This is a genomic window from Thermostichus sp. OS-CIW-31, assembly GCF_054060305.1.
Map to the genome: position 1 here is coordinate 17259 of NZ_JBSSDA010000007.1, position 21278 is coordinate 38536.

The 21278-nt window shown below is 58.5% G+C and carries 18 protein-coding genes and 1 pseudogene; 6 read left to right on the forward strand and 13 right to left on the reverse strand.

Annotated elements, in window-relative coordinates:
- Positions 1-60: 60 nt before the first annotated feature.
- Positions 61-1263 (reverse strand): argininosuccinate synthase, encoded by a 1203-nt coding sequence (locus ACVWY9_RS05740; protein WP_457387757.1) that lies wholly within the window; start codon positions 1261-1263, stop codon positions 61-63.
- A gap of 229 nt (positions 1264-1492) precedes the next feature.
- Between ACVWY9_RS05740 and ACVWY9_RS05745 the strand changes: the two genes are divergently transcribed.
- Complete coding sequence (locus ACVWY9_RS05745) at positions 1493-3325, forward strand: FAD-dependent oxidoreductase (RefSeq protein ID WP_457387800.1); 1833 nt, start codon at positions 1493-1495, stop codon at positions 3323-3325.
- A gap of 73 nt (positions 3326-3398) precedes the next feature.
- Here the strand turns inward: ACVWY9_RS05745 and secF are convergent, their stop codons facing one another.
- Positions 3399-4400 carry a protein translocase subunit SecF gene (secF, locus tag ACVWY9_RS05750; protein ID WP_414357750.1) on the reverse strand — a complete coding sequence of 334 codons (1002 nt, stop codon included), beginning with the start codon at positions 4398-4400 and terminating at the stop codon, positions 3399-3401.
- On the reverse strand, positions 4397-5743 hold the full coding sequence (gene secD, locus ACVWY9_RS05755) for a protein translocase subunit SecD (RefSeq protein ID WP_457387758.1): 1347 nt from the start codon (positions 5741-5743) through the stop codon (positions 4397-4399). The genes secF and secD overlap by 4 nt, the downstream gene beginning before the upstream one ends.
- Positions 5744-6141: 398 nt before the next feature.
- On the opposite strand from secD, the gene ACVWY9_RS05760 reads away from it, so the two are divergent.
- Positions 6142-6960 carry a hypothetical protein gene (locus ACVWY9_RS05760; protein ID WP_457387759.1) on the forward strand — a complete coding sequence of 273 codons (819 nt, stop codon included), beginning with the start codon at positions 6142-6144 and terminating at the stop codon, positions 6958-6960.
- 7 nt (positions 6961-6967) lie between these two features.
- Here ACVWY9_RS05760 and chlP read toward each other — a convergent pair whose 3' ends face one another.
- The 5 genes from chlP to ACVWY9_RS05785 all read right to left on the reverse strand — a co-directional run bounded on the left by chlP (position 6968) and on the right by ACVWY9_RS05785 (position 12368).
- The gene (gene chlP, locus ACVWY9_RS05765; protein ID WP_011433360.1) at positions 6968-8188 is read right to left on the reverse strand and encodes a geranylgeranyl reductase; all 1221 of its coding nucleotides are present in this window, start codon (positions 8186-8188) and stop codon (positions 6968-6970) included.
- 124 nt (positions 8189-8312) lie between these two features.
- Positions 8313-9464 (reverse strand): extracellular solute-binding protein, encoded by a 1152-nt coding sequence (locus tag ACVWY9_RS05770; protein ID WP_457387760.1) that lies wholly within the window; start codon positions 9462-9464, stop codon positions 8313-8315.
- On the reverse strand, positions 9436-9906 hold the full coding sequence (locus tag ACVWY9_RS05775) for a pre-16S rRNA-processing nuclease YqgF (protein ID WP_414358351.1): 471 nt from the start codon (positions 9904-9906) through the stop codon (positions 9436-9438). The genes ACVWY9_RS05770 and ACVWY9_RS05775 overlap by 29 nt, the downstream gene beginning before the upstream one ends.
- Positions 9903-11282, reverse strand: coding sequence for a DUF3084 domain-containing protein (locus tag ACVWY9_RS05780; protein ID WP_457387761.1), 1380 nt, complete (start codon positions 11280-11282; stop codon positions 9903-9905). The genes ACVWY9_RS05775 and ACVWY9_RS05780 overlap by 4 nt, the downstream gene beginning before the upstream one ends.
- Before the next feature lie 105 nt (positions 11283-11387).
- The gene (locus ACVWY9_RS05785; RefSeq protein WP_414331610.1) at positions 11388-12368 is read right to left on the reverse strand and encodes an alpha-ketoacid dehydrogenase subunit beta; all 981 of its coding nucleotides are present in this window, start codon (positions 12366-12368) and stop codon (positions 11388-11390) included.
- 183 nt (positions 12369-12551) lie between these two features.
- Between ACVWY9_RS05785 and pdxA the strand changes: the two genes are divergently transcribed.
- From pdxA to ACVWY9_RS05800, 3 genes are all read left to right on the forward strand, one after another.
- On the forward strand, positions 12552-13640 hold the full coding sequence (gene pdxA, locus ACVWY9_RS05790) for a 4-hydroxythreonine-4-phosphate dehydrogenase PdxA (protein WP_457387762.1): 1089 nt from the start codon (positions 12552-12554) through the stop codon (positions 13638-13640).
- A 29-nt stretch (positions 13641-13669) separates the two neighbouring features.
- Complete coding sequence (locus ACVWY9_RS05795) at positions 13670-14785, forward strand: aldo/keto reductase (RefSeq protein ID WP_457387801.1); 1116 nt, start codon at positions 13670-13672, stop codon at positions 14783-14785.
- A gap of 87 nt (positions 14786-14872) precedes the next feature.
- The gene (locus ACVWY9_RS05800) at positions 14873-15304 is read left to right on the forward strand and encodes a hypothetical protein (RefSeq protein WP_457387763.1); all 432 of its coding nucleotides are present in this window, start codon (positions 14873-14875) and stop codon (positions 15302-15304) included.
- 35 nt (positions 15305-15339) lie between these two features.
- Here the strand turns inward: ACVWY9_RS05800 and ACVWY9_RS05805 are convergent, their stop codons facing one another.
- A complete protein-coding gene (locus ACVWY9_RS05805) occupies positions 15340-15570 on the reverse strand; it encodes a DUF2555 domain-containing protein (protein WP_414355764.1) in 231 nt (76 codons plus the stop codon).
- A gap of 236 nt (positions 15571-15806) precedes the next feature.
- On the opposite strand from ACVWY9_RS05805, the gene ACVWY9_RS05810 reads away from it, so the two are divergent.
- Positions 15807-17585, forward strand: coding sequence for a flavin reductase (locus ACVWY9_RS05810; RefSeq protein ID WP_457387764.1), 1779 nt, complete (start codon positions 15807-15809; stop codon positions 17583-17585).
- Here ACVWY9_RS05810 and ACVWY9_RS05815 read toward each other — a convergent pair.
- The 4 genes and pseudogenes from ACVWY9_RS05815 to apcD all read right to left on the reverse strand — a co-directional run bounded on the left by ACVWY9_RS05815 (position 17563) and on the right by apcD (position 21122).
- Positions 17563-18148, reverse strand: a pseudogene (locus ACVWY9_RS05815) (Uma2 family endonuclease). The gene ACVWY9_RS05810 and the pseudogene ACVWY9_RS05815 overlap by 23 nt on opposite strands.
- A 307-nt stretch (positions 18149-18455) precedes the next feature.
- Positions 18456-19856 (reverse strand): chlorophyll a/b binding light-harvesting protein, encoded by a 1401-nt coding sequence (locus ACVWY9_RS05820; RefSeq protein WP_457387765.1) that lies wholly within the window; start codon positions 19854-19856, stop codon positions 18456-18458.
- A 39-nt stretch (positions 19857-19895) separates the two neighbouring features.
- Positions 19896-20381: an allophycocyanin subunit beta gene (locus ACVWY9_RS05825; RefSeq protein ID WP_099812041.1), complete on the reverse strand. Its 486-nt coding sequence runs from the start codon at positions 20379-20381 to the stop codon at positions 19896-19898.
- 267 nt (positions 20382-20648) lie between these two features.
- Positions 20649-21122, reverse strand: a complete 474-nt coding sequence (gene apcD, locus ACVWY9_RS05830; protein ID WP_099812040.1) for an allophycocyanin subunit alpha-B — start codon at positions 21120-21122, stop codon at positions 20649-20651.
- Positions 21123-21278 lie beyond the last annotated feature (156 nt).

A 21278-nucleotide genomic window follows, 5' to 3' on the forward strand; every position in this document is an offset into this window, starting at 1 on the left:
ACTCCAACAGGTTGTCCAGAGATCCATCCAATGGAATGAGAGTGGGATCACCACTTCAGCCTAGCCCCGGTGCACCTGGGCCCAGACACGGGTGGGCAGGCCCCAGATGTAGATAAAGCCTTCGGCGGCGCGGTGGTCGAATTGATCCCCTTCCCCGTAGGTGGCCAGCTCTGGGTTGTAAAGAGAGTAGGGAGAGCGACGGCCCACACAGACTGCCTGGCCCTTGTGCAACCGCATCCGCACGACACCGGTGACGCTTTTCTGGGTGGCGCGGATAAAGGCGTCCAGAGCCTCCCGCAGCGGCGAGTACCAAAGGCCGTTGTAGATCAACTGGCTGTAGGTGGTCTCGATGCCGTACTTGTAATGGATGACATCGCGGGTGAGGGTGAGGCTTTCCAGCTCGCGGTGGGCTTGGATCAAGACGGTTAAAGCGGGGCACTCGTAGATCTCCCGCGACTTGATCCCCACCAGGCGGTTTTCAATCATGTCGATGCGGCCCACCCCATGCAGGCCAGCTAAGGAGTTGAGCTGCTCGAAGAGGGCTTTGGGACTGAGGCGCTGCCCATCCACCCCGACAGGGATCCCTTGCTCGAACTCAATCTCCACGTAGGCGGGCTCGTCGGGTGTCTGGGAAATAGGCCGGGTGAGGGCATACACTTCCTCCGGCGGCTCCCGGTCGGCATCTTCTAGGATGCCGGCTTCAGCGCTGCGGCCCAAAATGTTGAGGTCGATGCTGTAGGGGCTGGACTTCTGCACGGGCATGGGGATCCCGTAGCGCTCCCCATAGGCAATGGTCTCCTCGCGGGTCATCCCCCACTCGCGGGCAGGGGCCAACACTTTGAGCTGGGGATTTAAAGCAGCAATAGCCAGATCAAAGCGCACCTGGTCGTTGCCTTTGCCGGTGCAGCCGTGGGCCACCGCATCGGCGCCCACCTCTTCCGCCACTTCCACCAGCAGCTTGGCAATCAGGGGTCGGGCCAGGGCCGTGGAAAGGGGGTAGCGCTGCTCGTAGAGGGCGTTGGCCTGGATGGCCGGGAAGGCATAGTCGGTAATGAGGGCCTGGACAGCCTCCTGCACCAGAGATTGCTCTGCCCCCGCCCTGAGGGCTTTGGCCTGAATGGCCTCCAGCTCCGCCCCTTGCCCCAGATCCACCGCCAGGGTGACCACCGATTCCACCCCCCACTCATGCATGAGGTAGGGGATACAGACGGAAGTATCCACCCCGCCTGAATAGGCCAATACCACCTTCTTCGCCCGTCCCATCGGATCCCTGCTTGAAAAGTTGCTAGCCCATTATGCCCTGTGGCGTGGATCCTGGCTGGCCTCAATGTCGGTTTCCTCAGCTATTCTCAAGGGGATTTCTCCTGCCGGGGAAAGGCCGGGGGTGTGAGTGAGCATGGCTGGCAAAAAGACGGCTGCGGCGTGCCGGGGATCTGAGCCCAAGCGAACTGTGGGGCTGGGAATCCTGTCGCTGCTGAGCTTTGTGGCCGGGATGGGGTTTGCCGCCCTCTCCCAGCCAGAGGTGGGATCCCCTGTTGCCGTCTCCGAGCCGGAGGTGCCCCGTTTTACCGCCCACGGTTGGCCCTTGTTGGATCCCTTGCCGCAGCCGGACGAGATTTGGGAGTGCGAGCTGGTGGTGGTGGGGGGATCCTTGGGGGGTGTGGCGGCAGCGGGCCACGCCATGCGAGGGGGGGTGCAGACCTGTCTCATCGAGCTCACCCCTTGGCTGGGGGGGCAGATCACCTCCCAGGGGGTATCGGCCATTGATGAATCGCTGCCAATGCGGCAACGGGGCAATTTTTCCCGCCACTGGCTACGGTTCAAAGCCCTCATTGAGAGCCAGCCGGTGGATCTTCCTGCTTGGACAGGGATCCCTCCGGGAACCCGCGTGGCCGAGATCAACAGTTGCTGGGTGGGAGGGCTGTGTTTTCCGCCTCAGGCGGGGCTGCAGGCGGTGGAAACCTGGCTGCAACAGGCAGCCCAAAATGCCCCCAACAGTCGCTGGGCTACCCAAACGGCTTTCAAGGGGGCCACCTTCAGCGCCGATGGATCCCGGATTGAAAGCATTTATGCTGTGCAGCGGCAGCCGCGGGATCCCAACTTTGTGCCGCCGGGACGGCTGTGGCGGGAGCTGGTGAGCTGGTATGGCTGGCAGGAGACGGAGGTGTTCGCCAAGCGAGTGCTGCGTCTACAAGCGCCGCCGGGCCGCCCATTCTTCGTGATCGATGCCACCGATACCGGCGAGCTGGTGGGCTGGGCCGGGATCCCCTATCGGCTGGGTTCGGAAGGGCACGATGTGACCGGCGAGCCCAATGCTGCCCCCGCCAGCAACCCGGAGTGTACTCAAGCCTTTACCTTTCCCTTCGTGCTGGCCATCCACGACGATGGCGGGCGCTCCCGCGCCGAGCTGGTCCAGCTGCAGCCGGGCTATTCCCGCGCCGAACACCGCCGCGAGTTCGACATGGAGGGTTTCCCCACCTTCAGCGGCCAGAGCTTTTTCAATTACCGCCGCATCGTCAGCAAGGGCCGCCGGGATCCCTTCTACAGCACGCCTGTTCCAGGCGACCTGACGCTGGTGAACTGGAACCGCGGCAACGACTGGGGGATCATGAACCCGCCCCTGATCCTGACGGAAGAGCGGCTAGTGGCCTCAGGGCAGCGCCACAACTGGCTGGGGGGCCTGGATGTCTCGGCCATCAAAGATGGAGAAAACCACGCCCTGCTGTTTGCCGAGTGGCTGATGGAAACTCAATCCCGCTCTGGCTATCCCCTCTCCTTGGTGTTTGCCGAAGAGTCCTTGCTGGGCACTCGCTCTGGCCTTAGCCTCTACCCCTACATCCGCGAAGGTCGGCGCATCCTGGGGCGAGCTGCCTACGGCCAAGCAGAGTTCCTGATGTTGGAGCAGGATATTCGCGTCGGCACCACTGGGGGACGGGACTTCAGCCCCACCGTGGTGGGAGTTACCCACTACGCCATCGATATCCACGGCTGTCGCTACCGCAACTGGGAGCCCTCTCTTTCGGCCAGCTCCGCGCCAGTCAACGAGTTTTCCGTCCGTCCCATTCTCATTCCCTTGGAAGCCCTGATCCCGCAGAAGGTGGATAACCTGCTCATCGGCGGCAAAGGGATCGCCGTCAGCCACATTGTCAACGCCGCCACCCGCGTGCATTACGGTGAATGGACCATCGGCTCGGCAGCAGGCCTGACCGTGGCTTGGCTGCGCAGTCAAGCTCCCGGCCTGATCCCAGCTCAGATCGTACCGCAAGGCAAAATAGCCGATTTACAGCGCTACCTGATCTCCCATGGGCAAAGACTGCAATGGTGAACCCAGAGGACACCGTCTCAGCGCGAACGACAGATCCCCACCCAATCGACCCAATTTTTCCGATATCGGGGCCCTAGCCCTCAGAGGGAAGTGAATCGGGATCCCTGCCTGCGCGGGCATCTTCGCTACTTTTGCCATAGCGCTGCTGCCGCCACCACACCAACAGGGGGCTGGCGATAAAAATGCTGGAATACACCCCCAAAGTAAAGCCAATGAGCAGGGCAATGGCAAACCCCTTCAAGGTAGCTCCCCCGAAAATGGCGATGGCAACTAGGGGCAGCATCGTCGTCAGGGTGGTGTTCAGGGAGCGGGCAAAGGTCTGGTTCAGAGATAGGTTTACCACCTCGGCCAGGCTGACCTTGCGGCTCACCAGACGCAGATTCTCGCGGATGCGGTCGTAAATGACCACGGTGTCGTTGACGGAAAAGCCGATGATGGTCAGCAGCGCCACCACAAACAGGCTGTCCGCCTCCATACCCACCGTCAGGCCCAAAAGGGCAAATAGCCCTATCGTCAACACTACATCGTGCAGCAGCGCCACAATGGCAAACACCGCGTAATCCCACTGAAAGCGCAGGGCCAGGTACAGCACGATGAGCCCGAAAGAGATGAGCACCGCCACGATGCCGGAACGCAAGAGCAAACGCCCCACCGTCGGGCCAACCGTCTCGACCAGATTGCGCTGGAAGGGGGCAACCTCCTGCCGCAGGGTGGCTTCCACGGCCAAGCGCTCCGTCTCCGACAAAGGGGGCATGCGGATCAGGGCTTCCTGGCCCGTTTGGGTGTCCAGCTGGATGATGCTGGTGCCCAGGTTGTGTTCCTGCAGCGCCCGTCGCAGCTCCTCGGTGGTGACAGGCCGCTCAAAGCTCAGATCCAGCAAGGTGCCGCCGGAAAAATCCAACCCCAGCCGCAGGGGAGTTCCCAGAGAAGCCAGGGAAAAGGCCATGCTGACCAGCCCCACCAGCAGCACCGCCAAGGACAAGCTGAACCACAGCTTGCTCCGTCCAACAATGTCGAAGCGATAGTCGAGCAACCGAGAGGCGGGATCTACGGGGGATAGCTCTTGAGCCGTCATGATTGAGCTGTCTCCATCCGAACGCCGTAAAACTGGGGTTTGCGCAAGCTGGGGATCCCCATTGCCGCCAAGAGCAGGCTACGGGTGCAGGTGATGGCCGTAAAGAAGCTCACCAGAATGCCAATGCCCAGGGTTACCGCAAACCCTTTCACCAGTCCCATCCCTAGCCAGAAAAGCACGCCACAGACCAAAAGGGTAGTCACATTGCTGTCCAGGATGCTGCTGAAGGCGCGGTTAAACCCTTCCGAAATGGACTTGTAGATGGATTTGCCGGCCCGCAACTCTTCTTTGATGCGCTCGAAGATCAGCACATTGGCATCCACCGCCATGCCGATGCTGAGGATAAAGCCGGCGATCCCCGGCAGAGTCATGGTTACCCCCAGCAGTTGGAACAGAGCAAAGGTGCAGAGGGCGTAGATAAGCAGAGCAATGTCCGCAATCAGCCCTGGCAGGCGATAGTAGGCCACCATAAAGAGGAAAACCAGCACCAGGCCCCCGATCCCGGCATAGAGGCTGCGGCGCACGCTCACTTCCCCCAAAGTGGCCCCGACAGTGCGATTTTCAATCACCTGAATGGGAACCGGCAGCGCTCCTGCCCTGAGCTTGACCGCCAAGTCAGTGGCGGTTTCCACCGTAAAATTGCCCGTGATCACCGCCGTCCCGCCGGTGATGCCGGTGCGGGCAAACTCCGGCCCCACGATCGGGGCACTGATCAACACGTCGTCCAGAAAAATGCCCAATGGACGTTCTGTTCCGGCCAGATCTCGGGTGAGCTGAGTAAATTTTTCTGCCCCCTCCGGCTTGAACTCCAGCAGCACCTCCCAACTCTGGGATCCGCGGCGAGGGGCTTGGGGATAGGCATTGCGCAGCAGATCCCCGGTGAGGCCGACCCGCTCAAACAGAGTATCCGGATCCTCCCCCGCTGTTATCTCTCCCCGCTCGTTGCGGGGCAGCGCGCCGACGGGAACCAAGCCCTTGCGAAACTCCAGTTGGGCTGTATCTCCAAGGAGAGCAATGGCCCGATCCGGATCCGCCACCCCCGGCAACTGCACGAACAGGCGGTCTTGGCCGCTGATCTGCACCAGAGGCTCAGCCACCCCCAGCCCGTTGATCCGCTGCTGGATGACGGCCTCTACCCCCTGCATCACTTCGGGGGTGATTTCAGGCACCTCCTCGGTGGGCACAGCTTGTAGCGTGAGCTGGGTTCCTCCCTTGAGGTCAAGGCCAAGGCGAACCTCCCGGCTGAAGCCCAAGTAAACGAGGGCAACCACCACGGCCAAGATGAAGATCAGCCCTCGCAAAAAGGAGAGCCGACTGAGCCACGACGCTGAGGATCTAGCCATACTGCTGAGAAGGTGAGGAACACGGTCGCACTCGATCTGAGGCTCTTAGGATTTTGGCACTTTCTGAACCTTCTGATCCTATCGCAGACGGGATCCCAGCGGAAAACGGCAGAGCCCGTGGCGCTGCCCCGACAAAATAGCCCCTGGGATCCACCGCCAAGGCAACCCCCAGCTCGATGAAGACGGGTACTGGGCTATCCCTTTGGGCAGAGCGGATGAAGTTCAAAGCCGTTATTGTTGGAAAGATTATTCAAAGACTGCCCTCGCTGGTTTGCGCCAGCCCTGGGTTAGGCTATTGCCATTCCGGGGGAGCAAGAAACACCGCTGCTCTGCCCCAAAGTCCGCGAGTTGAGTGAAGGAAGGTTGAGGTGAAGGGGAGACTGACCTGCCATTTCCCTGTGCTGCTACTGGCCCTGCCTCTGTGGGGATCCCCGACCTGGGCCGGAGAGTATTTCACCGAGGAAGTCACCAGCCCCAGCCTGGAGATCATTCACGGCTGGCGGCAGGAGGTGTACGGCATTGGGGTCACCATCACCAACACCAGCCTCGGCTCCTTTCGCGTGCCCCTGGAAATTGATATGGAGGATCGGACTAGCTGTGAGCGGGCCGACTTGGTGCTGACGAACAATCGCATCATGCCGATGGGATCCTTCCAAGATTGCATTCTCAACATCTTTCCCTACCTGGATAAGTTCATCAACCAAGAAGTCGCCAGCATCCGAGTCACCCTAAAAGGGCCAGCTCCCCTCCTGGAAATTCCGGTAGAGGAGTCGGATCGACTGATTTTGGCCCAGGTGGCCAACCAATCGCGGGAAGCCTTTGTTTTCTTTCAGCAGGAGTTGGCCCGTGTTTTGGAGCTGCTGAGGCAGTCGGATCCCAAGCAAAGCGAGACGGCCCCACAGCCTGGCACCCCAGTTCCGACCGCCACCCCAGCCGAGTCTGCCGCTAGCCCAGGAGATTTTGTAATCGTGGGATCCATTCGGGAAGAACGAGTGGGGGCCGGTAGCCGCCTAAGCGTGGAAGCGATCAACCGCAGCACCCGCACGGTTCTCAACGCCCGTGCTCGTTTCACCTTCTATCGGGGAGAAGAAGTTGTCGATACGCGAGTGGCAGCATTTGAGCCCAGCAACGTGCCCCCCGGACAAAGGGCCTCCGCCAGTGTGCTGAAAACCGAGGCCAATTGGGATCGCGTCACGGTGACCTTCCAGTGGCAGTAGGGTTACTTCAGGGAGCCAAAGCGTTGCCGCGAATCAGGCTGCCCAGGGTTTTGACCGTGATCTTGAACTGCACCCAAGGGCTCATGGGCACTACCGTCTTGTAGAGGTAGCTGTCAAAGGTCATCCTCTGCACGTCCCGGTCGGCGCACATCTCCACAAAGGCTTCGCGGGTAGCGTTGGAACGGTAGAACACTCGCTGCAGGATGTCCAAGACCTTGTAGGTCAGGCCGTACTGGCGATCCCAGCGCTTGAGATACAGTTTTAGATCCTCCTCTGTGGGAATGCGCTTGCCGCCGTTGGAGGTCTCGACGATGGTCTCGGCGCACATGCGGCCTGACTTGGCGGCAAAATAGATCCCTTCGCCGCTGGATTTGGTTACGTATCCCGCCGCATCTCCCACCAAAGCAGCACGGCCCACCACACGGCGCGGACGGGGATGCTCTGGGATCGGATGGGCTTCCACCTTGATCACCTGGCCTCCTCGAATCCGCTCGGCAGCACGGGCGCGGATCCCAGCTTGCAACTTTTGGATGTGGGCTTGGTTTGCCCTCATGGTGCCGGTGCCCACGGCTACATGGTTGGACTTGGGAAACACCCAGGCATAAAAGTCTGGAGAAACATCGTCCCCCACATACATTTCTGCCCGCTCTGCGTAGTAGGCCATTTTGTCGTCCGGGAGCCGGATGCGCTCCTGAAAGGCCAGCGCATAGTTGTAGTCGCCAGCACCAATGGCTTCTGCCACCTTGGAGTGGAACCCATCCGCCCCGATCACCACATCCACAGCCAAAGAACGCGGCACCCCTTGCCTCGATCCGTCGGAAAAATCGTTGTAGTGCAGGATGTAGGGATCCCGGCCATTCTGGGGGATTTCCAGATGCATTACCTTGCCGTTGATCAGCTCCGCCCCTTTTTGGTGGGCACGATTGCGCAAGAAGGCATCCAAGATCTCGCGGCGGCACATGCCGATGTACTCGTTTTCTTTTTCGAGGGCGATATCCACCTCATAGTTGGAAGGGGAGATCATCTTCATCTTGCGCACTTTGCGGTCGATGATCCCCTCGGGGAGGTCGAACTCGGAGACCATACAGAGGGGAATGGCGCCCCCGCAGGGCTTGGCGTTGTCCAGCTTCCGCTCAAACAAAAAGGTCTCGATTCCAGCTTGGGCCAGAACTTCGGCAGCAGAGGCTCCGGCTGGGCCGCCACCCACAACAGCAACTCTCAGACTCAAGGTGCTCTCCTCGATGCAAGTGCAACTGGCTCATCAGACAGCAGGCATCCTACCACAGCTCCTCAGAAGCATTGCGGACCTTGACGAAGTGTTGCAGAGTGGAGGGCTCGCGCTCACTGTGTTTCTACAAAAGGCCCCGCCGCATTTGATCCCAGAGGTTGAGATAGGACTCGGCTTCGGCTGAGCTCAGGGGGCGCCAGATCTCCGAGCGTTGCCAAGTGGAGATTTGCAAGTCGGCTCTGCGTTGCAGGCGGGGGGCAAGTTGAGCCAAATCCAGCGGCAAAACCGAAGGGATCCCGCTCAGATTGACCAAGCGGGGGGCAAATTCAGGATTCAAGACAAAATCAAGCCAGTCAGCCAACAGGGATCCGGAATCTGTCTGGGTTGATTCTGTGTGGGCATTGTCTTCGTGGGCATGGTCTTCGACGTGGGGTCGCACCCAGACATCCCACCAGATGGCGGATCCGGAGGCCGGGATCACCACTGCCAGCTCAGGGTAGTTGGCTTGGGTGGCGTAGAGATCCTGCGACCAGCCCACGGCCACCCAGCTATCGGCCAAGCGCAAGATGGGCAGGTAGTCGGAAGAGGTGTAAGTTAAAACCTGGCGGTGCAGGGATCCCAGCTCTTGCCGTAATTCCACATCCTCAGGGTCGAGGGGATCGTTGTAGGAGCGGCCCATTTTCTTCAGGGTTAGCCCAATCACCTCCCGTGGATGATCCGGCAGAGTCAGTTTGCCGGCCAGCTCAGGCCGCCACAGATCCGCCCAGTCCCGGATGGGCTCCCTCACCCGATCGCGGCGGTAGGCAATGGCCGTTACCCCCCAGCGCCAGGGCACACCCCAAGTCTGCCCTCCCCGGCGTGCCGCAGCTTGCCAACGGGGATCCAGATTCTGCCATCGTTCTCCCAGCAGGCTTTCCGGTAGCGGATCCAGCCAACCGGCAGCAATGGCCCGATCCAATCCGTCGGCCCCCAACAAACTCAAAGCCGCCACCGGCAGCCGCCGCCGGAACCATCCCCCCGGATCCCACCAGGCCGGATCAGCCGGCTGAACACTTTGCCGGAGATAGGCCAACAACTGATCCCGACTATCCAACAGTTGCAGCCGAAAGCGGGCCTGAGTCCTGCGGCGAAACTCGTTGAGCAAACTGGCAGGGATCCCTTGCTTAAGCGCCACGATAAGAGGCAAGTGCGCATCCGGCCCCCCACATCCTGCTGCCACCAGCCCCAGCAGGATCCCCTGCAGCAGCTCACGCCGGCTTAGCCGTATCTCGCCCACAGCAGTACCGCTCCACCAGAATGAGAGCCACCAGATCATCGTAAGCCTTGGCCGGCACCCGCATCCCCTTGGGCAAGAGCCGCTGCCATCCCTGCGGTGGGTAAAAATCCCAGTAGCGCTGACGGGCTTCTTGGGAGCTGTGCCGCTCGTCCACCAGGACAATCTGCTGCGGGGGGAGAATCGATTCCAGTTGAGACTTCCAGGCTTGGGCCGTCGTCTGATTGCCCAGGATTACCTGCTCCGCCTGAAACTGTTGCCGGAGAGTTTGCAGTCTAGATAGCGCTGCCGAAGAAGGGATCACCTCCCGGTGTAAAACCCTCAGCTCCATTGGCGCAAGCGCCTGCACCTGCACCACAGCTATGCCGCACTTGTCGCGCCCTGGGTCGAAACCGATCAGCACTCGTTCGCTCTTCAGCCTTGCCGAATGGAGTGAATCCGTCATCCTTCAGGGCGCCCCGCCTGTTGAACTCCAGGAGAGCCGGGTTGACCAGAAGCTTCCGCCATCAGAAAACTCACCCGCAACGGTCCTGCCGTGTAGATGTCGGTGTCGGCAACCAGCTTCACATCCAGAGGGGTGGTGCTCTGGCGGAGATGCTGCACAACCTCCAGAAACTTGACCTGGGAGAACTCCCCCACAGTGCCGGTGATGGGATCCGAGAGAAGCCCCTCCTCCTGCGAGCGCTGATTGGCCTGGTTCAGCAGCCCCAGCAGTTGCTGTTGGATCTGATTTTCGCTCAGACCCGGTTGAATCACCCCGTGGGCCAGCACGGATCCCTTGGGGAAGATCCGCTGGTTGGGGTAAATCTGCACGAGCACAGGCACAGGCTCCCCCTTGAGCCGGTTGGTGAGAGAGAGAATGCGCACCGCCCAGCTACCGGGTTCTCGCAACTTCTCCAGGGCTTGGTCGGCATCCTCCCGGCGGATCAGGATCGCGTTTTCCAGAGGGGGCATGGGCTGGGATCCAAGGGCAAGGGCTCGCTGTTCCGCCTGGGCCAAAAGTTGCTCAAACTGCTGCCGAATCGCCTCTGGCTTTGCCCCCCTTGGAGCCTCCACAACCCCCGTTGCCAAGACTTCCCCCGCCAAGATGGCCAGTTCCCCCCGCCGCAGCCGCACCGCCAATTGGTTGAGCTGCTCGATCTCCTGCTCAAGCTGGTTTTTCTGGTTCTCCAGTTGGGTTAAGGCCGCCTGCACCACATCCAGGGAGCGCTCCAGTTGATCTCGATCCAGTTGCAGGGCTTGTTTTTGCGACTCCAGGGTGGCAATCATCTGCCGGGCTGACTCCACCTCTGCCTTCACCGCCTCCAACTCGGCCTGGGCTCGATCCAGACTGGGCTGCACCTTGGCCAGTTGCTCGTTGGCTGCCGCCAGCTTGGCCTCCGCCTCCTGCCGCTCCTGCAGCGCCACCGCCAGCTGATCGCGCACTTCGCTCAGGCGGGTTTGGGCTGCCGACTGCTGGCTGCGAAATTGGTCGAGATCCATCTTGAGGTGATCCCGCTCAACCCTGAGAGCGGCATTTTCCGCTTCCAAGAGGGCTTTTTGGCGGTTGAGGGCCCGCAGCTCTTGCTCCGCCTGGGCAATTTGGTTGGTGTAGCTGAACAGAGCCTCCGACAGGGAGCGGTTGAGGAGCAGCAGCGTGCCCAAGGTCAGCGCGGAGATGCTCACACCGGTCACCACAGCCACCAGAATGGCCGTGTGGCGGGGGCGCAGGTTAAACCAGGTAAGGCGCTTTTTGCCAATGCGGTAGCCCACCCGATCCCCAACAACGGCAATCAGGCCACTGACAACCAACATGTAGAGGATCAGCAGTACGCCTTGCATATTCGCGGATCCCTGCCATGGAAATCTTAGCAAGGTTGCCCTGAGGATTTTGCAAGTTGCTGGGAGATAGATTTCGGCGCTGTTTTGTAGGGATTTTTGGGGGTTCTAATCCGCGTAGAGGAGCCGCTCCACCGCCGCCACAATATCTGCAGGTTGCACGATGGTGGCCGCCTCCAGTGTGCCGTTGTAGGGGGTGGGAATGTCCTGCGAAGCCAAACGCATCACCGGCGCATCCAGCTCATCGAACAGTTCTTCCATGATGCGAGCTGTCAGTTCCGCCCCAATGCCACCCGATTTCATGTCTTCCTCAACAATGATCACCCGATGGGTTTTGCGCACCGAAGCGGCAATGGTTCCCATATCTAAAGGTTTCAGCGAGATTAAATCGATCACCTCAGGGTCGATCTCCTGCTGCACCAAAGTGTCCACGGCCTTGAGCACGTGGTAGCGCATGCGGGAGTAGGTGAGCAGGGTAACATCGGAGCCGGATCGGACGATTTCGGCTTTGTCCAGAGGCAAAAGGTATTCCTCTTCTGGCAGATCTTCTTTCAAGTTGTACAGGAGCACATGCTCGAAAAAGAGAACGGGGTTGTCGTCGCGGATGGCGGACTTGAGCAAGCCCTTGGCATTATAGGGAGTTGAACAGGCCACGATCTTAAGCCCGGGCACCGCTTGGAAGTAGGCCTCTAGCCGCTGCGAGTGTTCTGCTCCCAACTGACGACCCACCCCGCCCGGCCCGCGGATGACCATCGGGATCTTGAAATTGCCCCCGGAAGTGTAGCGCAGCATACCGGCATTGTTGGCAATTTGGTTGAAGGCCAGCAGCAGAAAGCCCATGTTCATCCCTTCCACCACCGGGCGCAAGCCGGTCATGGCTGCCCCAATGGCCAGGCCGGTAAAGCTGTTCTCGCAGATGGGGGTATCCAGCAGGCGCATCTCCCCGTACTTGCGATACAGGTCTTTGGTGACTTTGTAGGAGCCGCCGTAATGGCCGACATCTTCTCCCAAAACAAATACGTTGGGATCCCGGGCCATTTCTTCGTCGAGGGCAGCACGCAAGGCGTTGTAAAGGAATGTCTCGGCCATAGAGGTTCAATATCGCTAAACCCTCATTAAACCATTTTGCCGGCATGGATCCCCTTGCAGCTGACTTGATAGGCTGAGCTCAGAATTCTTGCTCAAAGGGATGGCGACCTTCCCCACAGCTTTCCTCAGCACTCTCTTTCCCCTGGAACATGGGGATCGTCCGTCTTCTCAAGAAAAGACACCATGAGCATTCCACGGCCCAAACTGGCGCTGACCTTGGGGGATCCCGCGGGAATTGGGCCGGAAATTGTGCTCAAGGCGCTGGCGGATCCTGAGGTGCAGTCTTGCGCCCACATCACGGTTGTAGGGGATCGGCAGGTTCTAGAAGCCACCTATCGCCTGCTGAGGGATCGGTCGCCGGCTCCATTGGCCCATCCGGCAGGGATCCCGATGCTGGAATGCAACACGGGCTTTTGGTTGCAGCCTGGCCGTGTCGGTCAAGGGGATGCTGACAGTGGTGCGGTTAGTTTTGCTTACCTGAGAACGGCGGTCGAACAGACGCTGCGGGGCGAGTTTCAGGGGATCGTGACAGCGCCCATCGCCAAGTATCTCTGGCATCGAGCCGGCCATCGGTTCCCTGGTCAAACAGAAGTTTTGGCCCAGCTGAGTCGGTCTGAGCACTACGGGATGATGTTTGTTGCCCGTTCCCCCCACAGCGGTTGGCAGATGCGGGTTTTGCTGGCCACCACCCATATTCCCCTCGGCCAAGTGCCCACCGTGCTGACTCCAGAGCGGGTGCGGACAGCGCTGGATTTGCTGGTGGGATCCCTGCGCCACACCTTTGGGATCCGGGATCCTGTGATCGCAGTAGCCGGCCTGAATCCCCATGCCGGCGAACAGGGGCAACTGGGATCGGAGGAAAAAGAATGGCTGACCGAGCTGCTGCGCACCTATGCCCACGCCCAAATTTGGGGGCCGCTTCCCCCCGACACCATGTGGCTGGCTCCCGCGCAAGCCTGGCATGGCCAGGGATCCCCAACTGTGGCAGATGCCTACTTGGCTCTCTATCATGATCAAGGTTTGATCCCGGTGAAGATGCTGGCTTTTGACCGGGCAGTCAACCTGACAATTGGGTTGCCTTTTGTTCGCACCTCTCCCGATCATGGCACCGCCTTCGACATTGCCGGCCAAGGGGTGGCCCGGTGCGAGAGCCTTAAGCAGGCGATCCTGCTGGCGGCAGAACTGCTGGGCAAAAACCCCCAATCCCCTGAGGGAAATGCCGTCTGTACCCGACAATCTGAGGCCGTTTCTCGTTTCCAGGGGGTGGCTTGATGGAAGTTGCCGGTGCTACCTCAACCGGAATGCTTTACCGTCGCTTTGGGCGCACCCAACAGCTGGTCTCGGTTTTTTCTCTGGGCAGCATGCGCTTGGTCAATGTGCCCAGGGATCAAGCTCAGGCAACCGTTGAGGCAGCCCTAGCCGCAGGGATCAACCACATCGAAACGGCTCAGGCTTATGGCCATGCCGAGGTGCTCTTGGGCGAGATTTTGCAAACCCTGCCCTTTTCACGCCATCAGTTGATTCTGACCAGCAAACTCACTCCCACAGATGGGTTGCGAGAGCGGCTTCAGGGATCCCTGCGCCGTCTGCGGGTGGATTACCTGGATCAATTTGCCTTTCATGGCATCAACCTGCCGGAACATCTGGAGTGGGTGCTGCAGAAAGGGCTGCCGATTCTCAAGCAGCTCCAGCAAGAAGGCTGGGTGCGCTACATTGGTTTTTCCACCCATGGATCCCTGGAGTTAATTTTGCAGGCCATCCAGACAGGATGCTTTGACTTTGTTAATTTGCACTATCACTTTTTCCAACAGCGCAATGCACCGGCCCTAGAAGCGGCTGCCCAGCAAGATATGGGCGTGTTCATCATTTCTCCTGCCGATAAAGGGGGAATGCTCTATCGCCCGCCCCAACACCTGCAGGAGTGCTGTGCACCTTTCAGCCCCTTGGAGTTTGCCTATCGTTTTTTGCTGGCGGATCCCCGTGTTCACACCCTCAGCCTGGGCATCACTCATCCTGAGGAGCTACAGGTGGCCTTGTCGGCTTTACAGGATCCCGACCGTTGGTGGGTGGATGGCCCTCAGATTCAGGAGCGGTTGCGCCAAGCCGAGCAGGAACGCTTGGGATCCAGCCGCTGCGCCCAGTGCTACGCCTGCCTGCCCTGCCCAGAAGGGATCCACATTCCCGAAGTGCTGCGGTTGCGCAACTTGGCCATTGCCCACGAGATGACGGAGTTTGCCCAGTACCGCTACAACATGTTCGGCCAAGCTGGGCATTGGTTTCCGGGGTCACCTGCCGACCGCTGTACCGAATGCGGTGACTGCTTGCCCCGCTGCCCAGAGCATCTGCGGATCCCGGAGTTGCTGGCCGAAGCCCACCAGTTGCTGCATCGCTCTCCAATCCGGCGGCTCTGGGAATGACCATTCCACCTATCCTATTTGGCTGAGCTTAACTTCACTTATAATCGGATGGAGTTTATCGATTGCATCACAAGGCGAGGCATCGGAGTGAATAGTCAGAGCCAAGACCGCTTAGACCGGGTGGAACAACTGCTGGCTTGGACGGCTGAACAGACTGCTGCCAACAGCCGAGAAATCCGGGAGCTCTGCCAATCCATCCAGGAGCTGCGTCAGTCCATCCAAGAAAGCCGCGCCGAATTTGCCGAACAAGCTGCTGCCCAAGCTCAAAGCCTGCGAGAGCTACAGCAAGTTGTCAGCGAGACCCGCTCTGACTTAGCTCACCTTGCCGAGTGGGCAGAGGAAGTGACTCAAGCTCTTGTCACCCTCACCGCCCTACAACGAGAGCACGAACGCGCCATCCAGGCCATCAACCAACGGCAAGCGGAAACGGATCAGAGGTTCAACGTTCTCCTTGAAGAAGTGCGCTATCTGATTCGCCGGCAAGGCTCTGACGGAAATCCTCCCCCCTCGTTGCCCTGAGCACTGGGATCCCTTTAAGAACTGCAAGGACAGCCCTAATCTTCATCCACTTCCCACTCCAACAGGTGTGCATAGGGAGCCACCAAGTGGGGAGCATAAAAGGCAACGGCTCGAAGGGCATGCCAGTCTTCCAAGCAGCCAAAGACGGTCGGATACTCATTGCGCTCCAACCGCTCTGCAATTGCCGCCACATCAGCTTCAGTAAACTGGCGGGGATCCATCCCCTTAGCAGGGGCTTCCACTTTGGACTTGGATCGGGCAGACATAGGCAGCCTGAACACGCTACAAGCCGATCTTAGCCTCTTCCTTTTTGCCCGGCCGACTTTGAAAAAACTTGACACACTCCCCACCTCAATCGCTTGCTTCTTGCGCAGTTGTGAGGACGGGGCCTCAGACTTAACTTTTGGGCAAGCCGGGCCGTGGGCTCCCAAACTCTGAAAAGGGATCCCCATTCCCCCAGTTTCGTGGCAAGGTGAGGACAGATACCGCATCGGAGGCTGCTATGGAGAGCAAGATCCCCGCCCGCGATGTCCAAGTCGCCCCTATCGGCCCGTCCACGCTGGTTCTCCGCTCCCGCACCTGGGATCGCCTGAAGTTTGAGCTGGAATACGCTCGGCAACGGGGCACCACTGCCAATAGCTACCTCATCCAGGCCCGCCAAACCCTTCTCATCGATCCTCCCGGGGAATCGTTCACCAGCATCTTTTTAGAAGAGCTGGCCCAACACCAGTACCTACAGCGGTTGGACTTTATTTTGCTCAGCCACGTCAACTTTAACCGCATTGCCACTCTCAAAGCCCTATTGCCTCTGGCTCCCTATGCGATGGTGCTCTGCTCCAAACCGGGATCCATTACGCTACGGGCCGCCTTTGAAGAGATGGATCCCTTGCCCCGCAGTCGCGACGAAGAAGAAGCCGCCGATCTGGGCATTTTCTACAATGGCCACCAGTCCTTCCGTTTGCGGGTCATCCGAGATGGGGATCGCCTGGATTTGGGAGAAGGGCATGAGTTGCACTTTCGCACCGTGCCCACACCCCGCCACCCCGATGCCCTCTGTGCCTACGATCCGGCTACCGGGATCCTCTACACCGATAAGCTGTTCGGCGCCCACGTGTGCGATGAGCAAGTGTTTGACGAACATTGGCGGCAGCTCAGCGAAGACCGCCGCTACTACTTCGACTGTTTGCACCGCAACCAATTGTCCCAGGTGAAGGCAGCCCTGGCCAAGTTGGAAGAATTTCCCGCCCAAATCTATGCCCCTGCCCACGGCCCCTTGGTGCGCCACAGCCTGCGGCGCTTGCGGCTGGACTACCACACTTGGTGCGAAGAGGATCCCGGCGAGCAGCGGGTAGCTCTTCTGTACACTTCTGCTTACGGAAATACAGGTTTGATGGCCATGGCCATAGCCCAAGGGTTGGAGCGGGCCGGCGTTAAGGTGGAGCGGATCAACTGCGAATGGGCCACTCCGGAGGAGATCGCCCAAGCTCTGGAGCGCTGCCAAGGGTTTGTTGTCGGATCCCCGACTTTGGCCGGCCATCCTCCCGTGCAGATCCAAACCGCCCTTGGCATCATCCTTTCTTCAGTTCCCACCACCCGATTGGCCGGGGTTTTCGGCTCCTACGGCTGGAGCGGAGAAGCGGTGGATCTCATCGAGAGTAAGTTGCTCAATGCCGGCTTTTCCTTGGGGTTTGAGACGATCCGCGCCAAGTTTAAGCCCACCCCTGAAATCCTGGAAGCCTGTCAAGAGGCGGGATCCCAGTTTGCTCAGGCCCTGCGCAAAGCCAAACGAGCCCGCGCCCCTCGCCAAACCAGCAGCGAAACTCAGGCGGATCGGGTTGGGCAAGCCCTGAGCCGGGTGGTGGGATCCCTGTGCGTAGTTACCGCTCTGCAAGGAGAGACCCGCCGTGGCTTTCTCACCTGGTCGGTGGCCCAGGCCAGCTTCAATCCGCCGGGGCTAACTCTATCGGTGAGCAAGGACCAAGAAGCCGAACTGCTGACCTATCCCCAGGCACCCTTTGTGCTCAACATCTTGCGGGAAGGCAAGGGCAGCAACTTGCAGCGGCACTTTCAGCGACCTCAACGGCCCGGAGAAGATCGCTTTGCCGGCTTGGCCACGGCCACTGCTGAGAATGGCTGCCCCATTTTGTTGGACGCCTTAGCTTACCTGGAGTGCCGTGTCAAAACTTGGATGGACTGCGGGGATCGCTACCTGGTCTATGCCGAGGTGGAACGGGGCAAGGTGCTGGATCCCACGGGGGTTACGGCCATGCGGCGGGGGTAGTGTATTGGAGAACAAAGATTTGTTGTGGAGTCAATGCTAACTGGATCCCATCGATCACCTTAAGCTGACGATCTCCTCGGCAAATTTCCGGCTCTTGTTGAGGGGCAAATATCAAAATAGAGTAATCGTCTAAATCCACCATCCACCCTAATTTGCTGCCGTGCTTTAGGCAATGCAGGATATTATCGATTACACGGCTTACCCTTTGACCCGGCGAAAGAATTTCGATAATCCAGTCGGGTGCTGCGGTGAAGTCATCTTCTGGCTCGCCTGTTTCACTGAGGCGAATTCGATCCCACGCAATTACGGCAATATCGGGAACAATGGAACGACCGGAAAAAGTGCATCGCAATTCGGGTAGGGCAGTATAGCCGGTGGTGCTGCCATCAACCTCGGCCACAAGGTGTTTTTGCAAAGTGTTTTTGCAAAATGGAGTGGCGGGCTTTGGGTATCGGTTTTTGAATGGCAACTCCATCCACATACTCCCACGCCGGAGAATCTTCTATGTAAGGCAACTTGAGGAAGTCTTCAAGGGCAAGAGGCGGAGCCAGGCGAGTTGTCATAGGTTTAGGCAAAGCTCCTCAGGATCCCTACCAGTACTGTATCCCAAATCCCCAAGCGAGGGCGAGTGGTGGAGTAGGGGTTAGAATTGCAGCAATTGGAGTAGATGTAGCGTGAAAGTTGTCCAGCCGGCGGCGCTGCTGACCTCGATGGATCCCCTCAGTTGATCCACCATTTGCTTCACCAAGGCCAAGTCTAGATCGGTACTCCCTTCCTTAGCCCACACTGCGGAGCCCTAGCAAAGCAAAAAGCCCCCAGGCAGGGTAATCACCTCTCCTGAGGGCCAAACCCCCTCAAATCCCAGGTAGGTTAAGCCTGAACTCTGCTCGGCTCGTAGAAGACTTTGGGCAGAGATCGAGCAAACTTCGAGAAATCAGCCCTTGACTTGCGCGAACCATAATCTGCCTTTAAGTCAGAACGATTGAAAGCTATCTTCTCTCTTGCGGGCTCGTAGAAGATCCACCTCCTAAGGGTGTAGTTCACTTCATAGAGAGTTTGCCGAACGCCGTTTATCAACGATAGAGATCTGGAGCTGGGAGCCTTTGGCGGCTGATACCAGTAGATATCCTCGGGAGATACAGATAGAGGCTCTGGACCTGCAAAGGGCGGCTCGTAAAAAGTTGCAAAGTCAGGCTGAGGTCGGCACTGAAATTGAACCTGATACACCGACTGAGAGGTCATTTCCTGCCGACTCTGCTGCCAAAGCTGCAGCATCTTGCCGACATCAAATCCCATCGCTCGCTGAAAATGCCACAGGGATCCTTGTAGAAAAAAGAAGGCTAAGTAGAAGTGAGCATTCGCCAGCCAAACCCTTGAGGAGTAGTTCCACGCTCCCGTTTGATTTGGATCGAAGTAGTAAGGAGTAAAGGCGGATTTCAGCTCCAGGGTGGGGCCGTAAAACTCCACCGGGTAGGCCAGCGAGTTAAACCCACAGTAGTAAGAAGCCGCAAAACCGGCTAGGGCGATGCCGAATAGAGAGTAGGAGAGGATCCCATCTGCTGAGAAGAGAAAGCGAGCTTTAACCCACTCAAACGGCGGAACCAGGATATGCCACACCCCTCCCAACAAGAGAAGAGCTCCCACATAGATATGGCCCCCCACCAAGTCTTCCAAATTATTGACATCAAACAGGTGGGTGCGGTAGTTCCAAAGGGTGGCAAAGTCCAAAGTTGGAGCCGTAACCAGGCGTACCTGACCGGTGTTGGCGTCATACAGCCCCCCGAACACCATCGCCTTGGCCACCAACAATAGGGATCCCAGGCCCAAAATCAGTAGGTGGTGCCCCAAAATCACTCCCAACGTTTTGGCATCATCCCAAGTGAAGTGAAACTTGGCAGCCCTGCCGAATTCCATATCTAAGCTGGGGGGAAGTTGGGTTTGGTGGAAGTAGGCTCCTCCAGCCAACACGCCGGCAGCCACCAGGTGAATTGAGGCAATGGCCACATAGGGAAAGGTATTGACGATCTGGCCACCGGGGCCAACCCCCCACCCCAATGTGGCCAAGTGGGGCAGCAAAATCAGCCCTTGCTCGTACATGGGCCGCTCTGGCGAGAACTTGGCCAGCTCAAACAAGGTAAAGCCCCCCGCCCAAGCCATGATCAAGGCCGCATGGGCCACATGCGCCACGATAAAAGTATTAGAGAGGTTCATCAATCGAGCGTTACCTGACCACCAGGGGTAGCCCGATGGGTGCATCTTTTTGGCATTCATAGATAGCTCCTCAGTGAGCCCTCAAAAATACAGGCACGTTTAGCTCAGACCGGCAATGATATGGTCAAGATAAACGGCCATTTCTTGACTTGCCTCTGTGTCGAGACTTTCGGTCAGGACCTCTTTCATGGCATTGAGGGCCTGAATGACGCGATCGATGGGAACGCCGAGGGTGATGTAAGTTTCTTTTAAACCCTGCAACACGCGCTCATCCAAAATTGAGGGATCGGCAGCCAACATGGCGTAGGTGGCATAGCGTAGAAAATAGGTCAGGTCCCGCAAGCAAGCCGCGTAGCGCCGAGTAGGGTACATATTGCCCCCCGGTAGGGTAATATCCCCGTAGAGCAAGCTCTTGGCAACCGTTTTGCTGATAATGCTGCTGGCGCTGGAGCTGATGGTTTTGGCCGCCTTGACGCGCATGTTGCCACTCTGGAAATAGCGATTTAATTGTTCCAGAGCTGCGGCATCTAAGTAAGAGCCTTTCTCATCGGCGGGGTTAATCAGGGAAGTGATGGTATCTTTCATGGATTTTTCTCCTCTAAGCACTAGTAGGGACTGATTTCTTGAGGCAATTGGGCAAATGCTGTTCGCGTTAGCGGGACGGAGTCCTTGCACCGCTTGCTCAGGCATTGCCTGTGAGAACTCTTATGGATTGCAACTTAAGACAACTTCACAGCTTGCAGGTCAAGCTCGCAAAGCCAGCCGAAACCTCAAGCTCACAGAGGCAGGAGTAGCGCGCCTCAACTCTAAAACTGAGCGAGAGGGCAGCGATTTGTCTATCCATTCATCGATTCAAAAAGCGCGAATCAGTCGATCAAAGTAGGGGGCAGCTAGAGCCATCTCCTCTGAAGAAAGAATGCCGGCAGCTACCTCTTTTAGGCAGCTCATCGCCACCCGCAGGTTGGGTAGCGGCACGCCCAAAGAGATGTACATTTCTCGCATGCCGTTCAAGCCGATATCTTCCAGCGGCTTATCGTTGCCTGCCAAGATGCAATAGCTAACCAAGCGGATATACCAGCCTTGATCTCGTTGACAGAGGGCAGTTTTTTGAGGGTTGCCCTTATTGCTGGGGGTGTTGGGGCATTTGGCCCAAAACCGTTTGCTGCCTTCCTGGACAATTTTTTGCTCGTTCTCTGCTAACTTTTGGGCGGCTCGGATGCGAACTTGACCCTTGCTGAAGAAATCCTCTAGCTTGGCGATCTCGGCACTGCTGAGGAAGCGATCAGCCGCGTCCGACTGCGCGATGACTTGGGCAACAATGCTCATAGGTTTTTGGCAAGGAACACTCTACAGGTAACAAAGTAAGCCAGATCCTCAAGAACCGAAATCACTTATTAAGAAAAAGTTGTGAATTGAAACTTACTTGCAACAAATCCTCTCTGCCTCGCGTCTTCGGCAGCGTGACCAGATTGAGAAGGTTGG

Coding starts and splice junctions, on each gene's coding strand:
- ACVWY9_RS05740 (WP_457387757.1), bottom strand. CDS start 1,263: ATGGGACGGGCGAAGAAGGTGGTATTGGCCTATTCAGGCGGGGTGGAT.
- ACVWY9_RS05745 (WP_457387800.1), top strand. CDS start 1,493: ATGGGGTTTGCCGCCCTCTCCCAGCCAGAGGTGGGATCCCCTGTTGCC.
- secF (WP_414357750.1), bottom strand. CDS start 4,400: ATGACGGCTCAAGAGCTATCCCCCGTAGATCCCGCCTCTCGGTTGCTC.
- secD (WP_457387758.1), bottom strand. CDS start 5,743: ATGGCTAGATCCTCAGCGTCGTGGCTCAGTCGGCTCTCCTTTTTGCGA.
- ACVWY9_RS05775 (WP_414358351.1), bottom strand. CDS start 9,906: ATGACGGATTCACTCCATTCGGCAAGGCTGAAGAGCGAACGAGTGCTG.
- ACVWY9_RS05780 (WP_457387761.1), bottom strand. CDS start 11,282: ATGCAAGGCGTACTGCTGATCCTCTACATGTTGGTTGTCAGTGGCCTG.
- ACVWY9_RS05785 (WP_414331610.1), bottom strand. CDS start 12,368: ATGGCCGAGACATTCCTTTACAACGCCTTGCGTGCTGCCCTCGACGAA.
- pdxA (WP_457387762.1), top strand. CDS start 12,552: ATGAGCATTCCACGGCCCAAACTGGCGCTGACCTTGGGGGATCCCGCG.
- ACVWY9_RS05795 (WP_457387801.1), top strand. CDS start 13,670: ATGCTTTACCGTCGCTTTGGGCGCACCCAACAGCTGGTCTCGGTTTTT.
- ACVWY9_RS05805 (WP_414355764.1), bottom strand. CDS start 15,570: ATGTCTGCCCGATCCAAGTCCAAAGTGGAAGCCCCTGCTAAGGGGATG.
- ACVWY9_RS05810 (WP_457387764.1), top strand. CDS start 15,807: ATGGAGAGCAAGATCCCCGCCCGCGATGTCCAAGTCGCCCCTATCGGC.
- ACVWY9_RS05820 (WP_457387765.1), bottom strand. CDS start 19,856: ATGAATGCCAAAAAGATGCACCCATCGGGCTACCCCTGGTGGTCAGGT.
- ACVWY9_RS05825 (WP_099812041.1), bottom strand. CDS start 20,381: ATGAAAGATACCATCACTTCCCTGATTAACCCCGCCGATGAGAAAGGC.
- apcD (WP_099812040.1), bottom strand. CDS start 21,122: ATGAGCATTGTTGCCCAAGTCATCGCGCAGTCGGACGCGGCTGATCGC.